Annotated in this window: 4 protein-coding genes; all 4 read right to left on the minus strand. The window is 57.8% G+C overall.

Translation table 11 applies throughout. The annotated features are described in order from the left end of the window. Positions 1-79 precede the first annotated feature (79 nt). The gene (locus DXX3274_RS13130; RefSeq protein WP_042860133.1) at positions 80-6,985 is read right to left on the minus strand and encodes a non-ribosomal peptide synthetase; all 6,906 of its coding nucleotides are present in this window, start codon (positions 6,983-6,985) and stop codon (positions 80-82) included. A gap of 3 nt (positions 6,986-6,988) precedes the next feature. Then, on the minus strand, positions 6,989-8,881 hold the full coding sequence (fabD, locus tag DXX3274_RS13135; protein ID WP_071603954.1) for an ACP S-malonyltransferase: 1,893 nt from the start codon (positions 8,879-8,881) through the stop codon (positions 6,989-6,991). Positions 8,882-8,952: 71 nt separating this feature from the next. Next, a complete protein-coding gene (locus DXX3274_RS13140; protein ID WP_038919430.1) occupies positions 8,953-9,222 on the minus strand; it encodes an acyl carrier protein in 270 nt (89 codons plus the stop codon). A gap of 24 nt (positions 9,223-9,246) precedes the next feature. Further along, positions 9,247-10,491: an aminotransferase class I/II-fold pyridoxal phosphate-dependent enzyme gene (locus tag DXX3274_RS13145; protein ID WP_042860135.1), complete on the minus strand. Its 1,245-nt coding sequence runs from the start codon at positions 10,489-10,491 to the stop codon at positions 9,247-9,249. Positions 10,492-10,528: the final 37 nt, after the last annotated feature.

Genomic DNA, 10,528 nt, shown 5'->3' on the forward strand with positions numbered 1-10,528 from the left:
TGTGGTCGATAGTGATTGACGTAATGCCATGCGACGAAACCGTCAGGGCCGTCTGGCCAAAATGTTGGAAATAACCTGCTCACAGTCGGGTCTCCGCAAGCTCGATGGTTCTGGCCGCAATGTCTGCCAGAATAGGCGTGTCAAAAAGTGTGCGAATCTCGATACTGAGCCCTCTGCGACGCAGCTGTTCAATCAAACGCACGGCTAACAGCGAATATCCGCCGAGTTCAAAAAAGTGATCATGACGACCGACCCGCTCGACACCGAGCAGTTCTTCCCAGATAGACGCCATCGTGATTTCCATGTTCCCCTGCGGCGGAACATACGCGCGCCGGGCGAAAGACCTCTCATCCGGCGGCACTAAGGCGTTACGGTCTATCTTGCCGTTCGGCGTCAACGGTAACGCTTTGAGCGTCACGAAGGCGGCCGGCACCATATAATCCGGCAACCCATCCTGCAGGTGTTTACGCAATGCCTTACGGCTAAACAGGCTTTGAACCATATCTTTGAGCGTCACCAGGTGTTCCAGCGCCGATACCGCATTCTCAGGCACGATCCAATCGATCAAACACGCCACCTCATTCACCCCCGCTTCCTGTAGACTCTCGGCCACAGACAGCGCGGATTCCGGCGTACCAATAAATGACAGCTCACGGGTATAACGCCTGAACGCGAACTCCAGCATGCTCTGTTTATCCGCGCTGGGGAGCGTATCGAGGTGAATGTTTTGCTCTTTCAGCCAGCCCGAGAGCAAGCTGAGATGCCCTTCCAGATAATCAAGGAACGGCCCTTTCGCCTGCGTTAACGCCTCGTCGAGGTTCTCCCCCAGGTAGGTATGGATCATCACCGTCACCGTGCCGGTGCGGGGGTCGAACCCCGCGTTTTCACGCGCCGTGCGGTATATCCCGATATGGTGAGCCAGCTTGTCGATATTCTGCGTCAGCAGGTGAGTCAGCAAATTCGCCCCACTGCGACCCGCATACTCAAAGGTTTCCGGCGCGCCAGCAGCGGTTATCCACATCGGCAGCTCCTTTTGCACCGGCGTGGGGTAAATCCGTACCGAGATGTCATTCCCATGATGATCCCGGCGAGAAACGCTACCGCCTTGCCACAGCGTTTTCAGTTCCTCAATGCCTTGATACATCACGTCCCAACGCGCATCGTAGTTCTGCGGCGCCAGCACAAAATCCCGCTGATTCCAGCCAGAAGCGATGCCGATACCGACACGGCCGTTCGACAGGTTGTCCAGTATCGACCAGTCTTCAGCTACGCAGAGCGTGTCGTGCAACGGCAACACCACGCTGCCGGAGCGCAGCTGGATATGGCGCGTTCTGGCCGCCAGCGAGGCGCTTAACAGCGCCGGATTAGCGAACAGCGCGCCGACACTGTGGAAGTGACGTTCCGGCGTCCACACGGCGGTGAAACCGTGCCGATCGCCGAACTCCGTCACCTCGGCGCAATGGTGATATCCCTGTCGGGCGTCAGTATGAGCGCCAAAGAAGAACAGGCTAAAATCGAGGTGACTACTGTCGGGCGATGTCTCTGCTGCACGCTCTTCGGTCGCACCGGGAACCACATACGCCACCAACCGCGTCTCCCCGGAAATATCTTCTCTGGCAACCACCACCGCTTCACGCACCGAGGAATGGCTTAACAGCCGCGCTTCGATTTCGCCCAGTTCGATACGATGCCCGCGTAACTTCAGCTGATGATCGGTACGTCCGAGGAAAATCAGCCGTCCATCGTCCATAAATTGCGCGAAATCCCCGGTACGATAGAGACGCGCGGTCGGATCGGTTGAGAACGGATCGGGGATAAAACGCTCAGCGGTCAGCTCCGGGCGCTGGTGATAACCACGGGTAACGCCGTCACCGCCGATATACAGCTCCCCGATAGCACCCATCGGCACCGGTTTGCCGTGTCTGTCCAGCAGATAGACCTGCGTGTTGGCAATCGGACGGCCAATCGACTGGTTGTATTGCGTGACGTCCTCTGCGTTGACGCGATTGCAGGTTGACCACACCGTGGTTTCCGTCGGTCCGTAGAGGTTCCACAGTGACTCGCCGAAGGCATGCAGACGCCGGGCCAAATCACTGGGCAGCGCTTCGCCGCCGCAGAGAATCTTCAACTGCGGGTGTGGCGTTGGGTCGGTATCCACCAGCAAGCGCCAGGTGGTCGGCGTGGCTTGCATGATAGTGATATTCAGGGTTTGCAACAGATTAAGCAGCGCGTAAGGATCCATCGCCTGAGTACGGCTCGCCAGCACAATCGACGCGCCCGTCATCAACGGCAAATACAGCTCAAGCCCGGCAATATCGAATGAAATGCTGGTGACGGAGAGCAGGCAATCCTCCGCGCTGAGGTGGAATAACGCCTGCATCCCGGTGAGGAAGTTGACCACCTGACGATGCTCAACCATCACGCCTTTCGGCTTGCCGGTCGAACCCGAGGTGTAAATCACATACGCCAGATGTCTGGCGTTGAGCGGTGCCGCATCCGGGTTGCCGCCAGGCAGTTCTTCCCAACGTGCGCCGTCACGCTCCAGATCGACCACCGTAACATCACCGCCGGTCGCAGACCCAAAGAGGTCGCGCCCACGCCGGTCAACCACCAATACCCTCGGTGTGGCATCCTCAAGAATATAGGCCAGCCGGGTGGCGGGATATTCAGGGTCGAGCGGCACGTAGGCGCCGCCGGCTTTGAGGATCGCCAGTAAGGCGATGAGCATGGTTTCGGTGCGTTCCGTACACACCGCCACGCGCGTATCCGGTGCCACGCCTTGCGCTATCAGGTGGTGTGCCAGCCGGTTGGCGCGCTGGTTAAGCTCGGCATAACTGAGGCGGACGTTACCCATTTGCAGCGCCAGCGCCTGGGGATGTTGCGCGACCTGTTGCTCGAACAACTGATGAATCATCGTCATCGCCGGGAACGGCAGCGCCGTATCATTCCAGCTGTTCAGCAGATGCCGGCGCTCTTCTGGCGGAAGCACCGTCAATTCACACAGCGGCACCGGCGCAGCAGACGCCGTGGCCTCGACTTCAAGCGCTTCCACCAGGCTAAGAACACTCTGCTGGAAGTAACCCCAAATGCGCTCGCCAGACAGCGACTCAATCGCCTGAACGCCAATATCAAAGCCGACGTCGGCGTCATCCACAGAAATCGAAACCGGATAGTTGGTGCGCTCGTCAAAGCCGTGCCAGGCCACGCCGTCAAACTCAATCCCCCTTAGCACGTCCATGTCTGTCGGGCGGTTACGACGGTAGTTGAACACCGTACTGAACATCGGCGTCGGCGCCACAATGCCACTGCCCTGCTGCGCCAGCGATAAGGTGGTGAGCTCATGTTTTATCAGCGCGGAGAGACGCTGATGCGTCTGGCGCACGGCATCAACCGCGTACCCATCCCCCACGTCAAGACGCAGCGGCAGCGTATTGATGCACGGCCCCATGATTTTATCGCTGTTCTCGCCGTGCATGCGCCCTGACAGTACCGTGCCGAACACCACGCTATCGCTGCCGCAGGCGGCGCTCAGCACCCGCCCCCAGCTCACATGGCACAGACTGCTCACGCTGACGCCCAGGCGGCGGGCCTGAGCGCGCAGCCGCTGCGCAAGCGCAGCCTCAAACGGACGCCGTGTTTCACTGATGCGCTGGCCGTTAAGATGGCCGCTCTTGAGATTAAACGGCGCCGACGGTTCAGTGATGTCTGCCAGCATGTCGCTGAAAAAGGCCAGTTGCTGTTGGGTATCGCTACGTTGTTGCAGGCGCGCCACGTGATGACGGAATGGCATCGGCGCAGGCAAACTCTCCCCCTTGCCAGTGAGGAATGCCTGAATCTCAGCGAGCAACATCTGCAATGAGGGAATGTCATCCACCACATGATGGATATACATCAACGCTTGCCAGCATGCCTGCTCGTCGTCATAGGCAACCACCATGCGCAGCAGCGGCGGCTGGGTAAGATCGATGCGGTGGGATTGAGGATCAAAACGCGCCTTCATCTGCGCCACCACCGGGCCATGCTGGGCGTCAACGCTGAGCGTTGTGACATGCAAACGTGCATCGCGCAGCACAACCTGCACCGGCGTCTCTACGCCTTGCCAGATAAACGCGGTACGCAAGATATCATGGCGATCGATAACGCGTTGAATAGCCTCAAGGTATCGGTCCAGCGTCTGTCGGTGCGCAAACGACAGATGACCACACTGAAGATAAGGGTCGCCGGCGTCATCGAACAGATGATGGAAGAGAATGCCTTCCTGCAGCGGCGCCAGCGCATAGATATCCTGAATATTGGCAATGCCCCCGGGTGTACGGGCCACGATCTGGTCGATCTGCTGCTGGGAAAGCGACACCAATGGGAACAGCGCCGGATGAAGCGCCGTGGTCTCAGGCGTCACCCGATTAGCCGGAACCACCCACGCCTGCGAAGCGTCATCCTCATGGGTAATCTGTGTCGCCAGATCGGCCAGCACCGGATGAGCGAAAATCGTGGGCGCATCGGTGTAGAGCTGTTGCTCGCGCAGCATTGCCTGCAACTGCATCGCCGACAGTGAATGACCGCCCAGCTCGAAGAAGTTGTCCTGCCGTCCGACCTGATGCACGCCAAGAATGATCTGCCATAACTGCGCCAGCGTCGCTTCCGTACCGGCGTTGGGGGCTTCAAAGTCACGCTGCACGTAAGCGCTGTTGTCCGGTAGCGGCAAGGCTTTGCGATCGATCTTGCCGTTGGCGGTCAGCGGCAGCGACTCCATCACCACAAACGCCGCCGGGATCATATAGCTGGGCAGTTGCGTGGCGAGCACCTCGCGCCATTGCGCAATGGCACCGCCGCCGTACCCCGCCTCGGGCACCACATACGCCACCAGACGCGCCTCGCCGCCACCCGGCGTGATACCGATAACGGTAGCGTCTTTGATGTGCTCAAGCGCGGCAATCCGCGACTCGATTTCACCTAGCTCAATACGGTACCCGCTCAGTTTGATTTGGTGATCGCGGCGGCCAAGAAACTCGATGCGACCATCGTCAAACCAGCGCCCGATATCGCCGGTGCGGTAGACTCGGCCCCCGGCAACCCAGGGGTCGGCGATAAACTGCTGGGCGGTCAATTCAGGGCGATTCATGTATCCCACCGCGACGCCTTCACCGCCGATCCAGATTTCACCCGCCATTCCGGGCGCACAAAGCTGGCCCAGATTATCGACCACGTACATACGGGTATTGGCGATCGGCCGCCCGATACTCAGGCGAGTATCCCGGTTCTGCTCAAAGCCACGCATCCATGCCGACGACATAATGGTGGTTTCTGTCGGGCCATAGCCATTGATGTAACGGCAGCGCTCGCTCCAGCGCGCAATCAGCCCGAGCGTCGGTGCCGACCCCGCGGTCAAAATGGTCATGCCTTGCGGTACGAGAGCCGGATCCAAGTGCGTGAGATACGGCGGCGGGAACGCCGAAAAGCGAATGTCGTTTTGGGTCATGTACGCCATCAACGCGGGCGGATTTTGAATCACCGCAGTCGACAGCAGATGCAGTTCACAGCCGCGGGTCAACGTACCGAAAATTTCGCCCGCAGACGCATCAAAGGTATAAGGCGCGAACTGGGTAATGGGTTGTCCGACGCTAAAAATCCCGATGTGTTCGCACCAGGCGCAGAAATTAATCAGGCTGCGATGCGCTATCTCCACGCCTTTCGGCGTGCCCGTTGTGCCAGAGGTATAGATGATATAGGCAATAGCGTGCGAATCGATGGTGTCAGAGAAGACATCCTCACGCTGCCCGCCCTCCGGCTGCGCCTGCTCCAGATAGTCTTCCACCCACAGCAAGGCGCTGCTTTCGTCCTCGCCGAAACTTGACCGATCGGCCCGGCTGGTCAGCGTCCAGCGCACGCTCGCATCGTTAATGATAAAGGCGCGACGTTCGGCCGGCGCATCCAGACCGACAGGCACATAAGCGGCCCCTAACTTGATGATACCCAGCATGGACGCGATCAGGTTCGGCGTTTTATCCATACTCAGCACGACGCGATCGCCCTGCGTCACGCCGACACGGCGTAGCCCTGCGGCTATCTGTTCGGCGCGTTCGGCGAGCTGCCGATAGCTTAACCGCTCATCACCGGCCACCAGCGCGGTGGCTTCATTTCTGGCCGCGACCTGCTCTGCAAACAGGGCGTAGAGCGAGCGATCCAACGCCGCATCGAGTTCGGTCGCATTCCATTCGTGAATAACGCGTTCACGTTCGGCGCGACTGAGCAGTGACTGTTCACCTACTGTCCGCTCGCTGCCTTGCGCAAAGCTGGACAACAGCTGCTGCAACCGATTGAGAATGTTATGCGCATCCGCATCGCTCATCTCGCCCTGACGATAATGCAGCGTTAACGACAACGTCGCCCCGGCCTGCACGATAAGATGCAGCGGCACGTGCTCGCTGTAGTATTCCTTTTCCGGGCCTTGCTCGTCATACACACCGATCAGTGATTCGAACAGCGCTGGGTTGGATGGGAAGCCTGCACCGTTCGTAAGGGCATCCGGCATCAGATCGGCATGGCGCTGATGCTGCTCAAACACGGCGGCAATATCGCGAAACCAGTGATGCAAGGTGCGGTCGCCATCAATAGTCAACCGCAACGGCAAGGCACAATCTTCCCCTGCGGCGCTGGCAGCGAAGCGCTTGCCGAACAGCACCTCATCCTCGCCGCTGTGCTTGCTCAGCAGCAGGCTCCACGCCGCCGTCATCAGCACATCCCACGACGAGGACTCACGCTGCACCAGCGCCAGTAATTCGGTACTCAGCGCCCGCTCAATGTGGGAGACGAGCACACCAACCTCTTGCGCGGAGGAGGTTTGTGCGGCCTTGGTATCCTCGCTCTCCGTGGCATTAACAAGGTTGGCATTGGCCGTTGTTTGCGCCCCGGTAAGATAGCGCTGCCAATACGCCACGGCAGTGTCCTTACGCGATAAGAGCATATTTTCCTGCGTGATAGTCATGGGTCAGGCTCCCTCCGTGACAACTTGCCTGGAATGATTTTTTATAACATTCAGTAAGTTGGATAGGATTTCGGCGTTCCTGCCGAATTGATTGATGACGGCGCCGTGCTGAATGCGCGCGGCAAAACCGTATTTGATGAACGTTGACAGGGTGCCTGTTGGGCTGAGATCAACAAAAAATGCCTCGTCTTTCGCCGCCAACGCCTGCATTAAGCGGTAGAAATCGACCGGTTCACGCAGGACGCGCCAGAAATACTCGCTATCCCATCGTTCAACCGACGTCCCCAACAGCGCGGAGTACACCGTCATTTCGGGGGGGTGTTTCGGCAAGGTATCGACCAGGGCCCGGAAATCCGCCTCGATGGCGGCGATGCCGGACGAGTGGAAGGGTTGCTCAACCGGCAGCAGCATCGAGATAACGTCCCGTTGCGTCAGACGTTCTTTAAGCGCCGACAGACTCGCGCTATTGCCACTGACCACAAAGTTATTCTGGAAATTAATGCTGGCTAACTCGGTTCCCTGATACAGCGCGGCATGGGTATGGAAATGCGCTACCGGCGCCAGCACACTCATCATCCCACCGCCTGCGCTTTTATCGCGCAGTAAGTGCGCCTGCGACACCACCAGTTTCATGGCATCATCCAGCGTCAATACGCCGGCGACGACAGCGGCGATGCACTCTCCCAGGCTGTATCCCAAGACCGCGTCAGGTTTGACTCCCTCGGCTTTCAGCATATGGCTCAGGCTAACGCCCACGCTGAGTAACGCCACATTCGACAACGCGACATCCGAGAGCGGCAGGTGGCGGCGAGCGTCGTCATACAGCGTATCCAGCAGACTGTAGCCGGTGTGTTGGCGACACAGGGCATCGCAGATGTCCATCTGGCTGCGGAACGCGTCATTCCGACGATACAGCTCATGCCCCATGCCGTAATACTGCGAGCCCTGCCCGCCGAACATAAACACCACGCCGGGGTTGGATGAATCCGCCACGGGGGAATCGGCAACGTTTTTGACCGTGGGCGCCTTTTCATCCGCCAGCGCCATCGGTTGCGCGCTGATTTTCGCAAACAGGCTGGTGAGCACCTGCCCCGGCCCAATTTCGTGCTGATTGACCTCACCGGACGCCAACAGCCGCGAAATACTTTCGTACCAACGGACCGGGTGGCTTATCTGGCGCGTCAACAGCTCAAGGTAATCGGATGTGGGATAGTCATGCGCGGTGTAGTTGGAAATCACCCGCGCATTGAGCGGATTGAAGGTAAAACGCTGCGCAAACTGCGCAAATTGGGTTTCGATATCACGCATGTAGCGGGAGTGAAACGCCGCACTCACGTTCAGCTTGATATAACGCGCACCCGCAGCGGTAAACAGCGTTTCACAGGCAATGATGTCATCATACAGCCCTGAAATGACGATTTGCTGCGCGCAGTTGATGTTGGCAATATCAATGCCGCTAAACGGTGACGACGCCAGCAACGCCGTCACCTGATTCAGCTCGATGCCCAGAATGGCGGCCATCGCACCGCGCGGCGCTGTCGACATCAGCCGACCGCGTTCTTTTACCAGCGCGACGCCGGTGGCAAAGTCAAACGCCCCGGCCGCAAACAGCGCGGCGAATTCCCCCAGACTATGACCGACATAGCAGTCCGGGGCTTCCACGCCGTCTTGTCGATTGGCAAGAACCCCGAGCGCTGAGACAACAAACAACGCCGGCTGGGTGAATTCCGTCTCACCAAGTACGCCCTGCGGATCGTTGAGGCACAGCTCTCGAATCGAGAAACCGAGCACGTCGTCGGCCTCTCTGACGAGTTCGGGGAAACGCTCAAACAGCCCATCCCCCATCCCTTTCTGCTGCGATCCCTGACCAGGAAATACCCAAATTGAAGAAGACATAAATCTCCTATTACTGTTCCCTAGGATTGTCACTTAACGTTGCTTGCTTATCCCACCAGCCGCTCGCGGGGTCAGGACTTGACAGCCTCTGCCGGTAGATGGGCCTCAATCGTGCCGATCAGGTCGCCAAGCGTGTAAATACCGCGCTTGTCGCCGTCGTTGACCTTGATGTGGAGCCGCTTCTCGATCTCGTACCAGGACTCCAGCATCTCGACCGAATCCACGCCAAGCTCGCCGCCGATAAACGAATCCAACTCCACGACATCAGGCGTAAACCCGGTATTTTTGATGCCATTGATAATGTCGAGCACCACCGCGAGAATCTCTTTCTGAGCATCCATTTCTTCTCTCCTTCATCCAATCCATTAGAGTGCGTCAAACTCGCGCGCTACCTCGGTGATAAGCTCAACGACCTGCTCGATCTCTTCCCGGGTATGGGTCGACATCACCGAAATACGCAGGCGTTCTTTATCGGGGGGAACCATCGGGTATTCCATGATGTTGGCGAACACGCCGCGTTCGAAAAGACGGCGATTGATATTGCCTACGACAGAAAGCTTGCTGAAAAAGATCGGGATAATTCCCGATTCGCCGCGAAGAATGTTGAAGCCTTTCGATTCCAGCAGGTCTTGCATGTAACGCACATTGTCATGCAACCGGGCAATACGCTCAGGCTCACGCTCCATCACGTCTAATGCCGCGGAAATCGCCGCAATCGTCGGTTGAGCCAACCCCGAGGTAAACAGGTAAGGGTAAGAGAAGTTCCGCAGCATAAAGATGTGCTCGCGGCTACCGGAAATAAAAGCGCCCTGCGCGCCCAGCGATTTGCTGCAGGTGGACATCCGCAAATCAACCTGACCTAACAGGTCTAAATGTTCCAGCGTCCCCTTGCCGGTGCGCCCCATGGTGCCTAAGCCATGGGCGTCATCCAGAATGATGATGATGTCGTGCGCCCGGCAAATCTCGATGTAACGCTTCAGATCGATGATCGAACCGTCGGTAGAACGCACCCCTTCAACCGTGGAGAAAATCTGGGCATTCGGTTTGGAGCGCGCCCGAATTTTAGGCAGCATCGCCTCAAACTCATCCAGACGCTCGGGATCAAAGGTAAAGAACGGCACGTTAGTCATTTTGACGGCGTTGATCACGCTGGCGTGACTGTTCTGGTCATAGATGATGATGTCGTTACGATTCATCAATCCGTTAACCCAGCACAGGTTTGCCATATAGCCGCTCGGCAGCAGCACCGCGTCTTCGTGGCCGGCCAGCGCCGCCAGGCGCAACTCAAGATCCCGATGTTGCTTGGTATAGCCGGAAAATGCCGGTGACCCGCCGGTGCCGATACCGTATTTCTCTACCGCTTCAACCACCTTACTTTTTACATAAGGATGGTTAGCCAGGCCGAGATAGCTGTTGGAGCCAAACACCAGCACGTTCCTGAAGTCGTCGCTATGCAGATCTTTGTATTGCATCTGCGCATCGACAGGCCCCATCCCCTGGCGGCTGAACATAAAACCTTTTTCTACTTCTTTTAAATAGGTGCCATAACGTAATTTGACGCGTTCTTTGAAAGGCTTACGCTCAAGTTCGACCAGATCATGAAAATCCATTATAAAAACCTCCTTGGTTATTTATTCTCTCTCGGAG

It is taken from the genome of Dickeya sp. NCPPB 3274 (genome assembly GCF_000406205.1).
Taxonomy (GTDB): Bacteria; Pseudomonadota; Gammaproteobacteria; order Enterobacterales; family Enterobacteriaceae; genus Dickeya; species Dickeya fangzhongdai.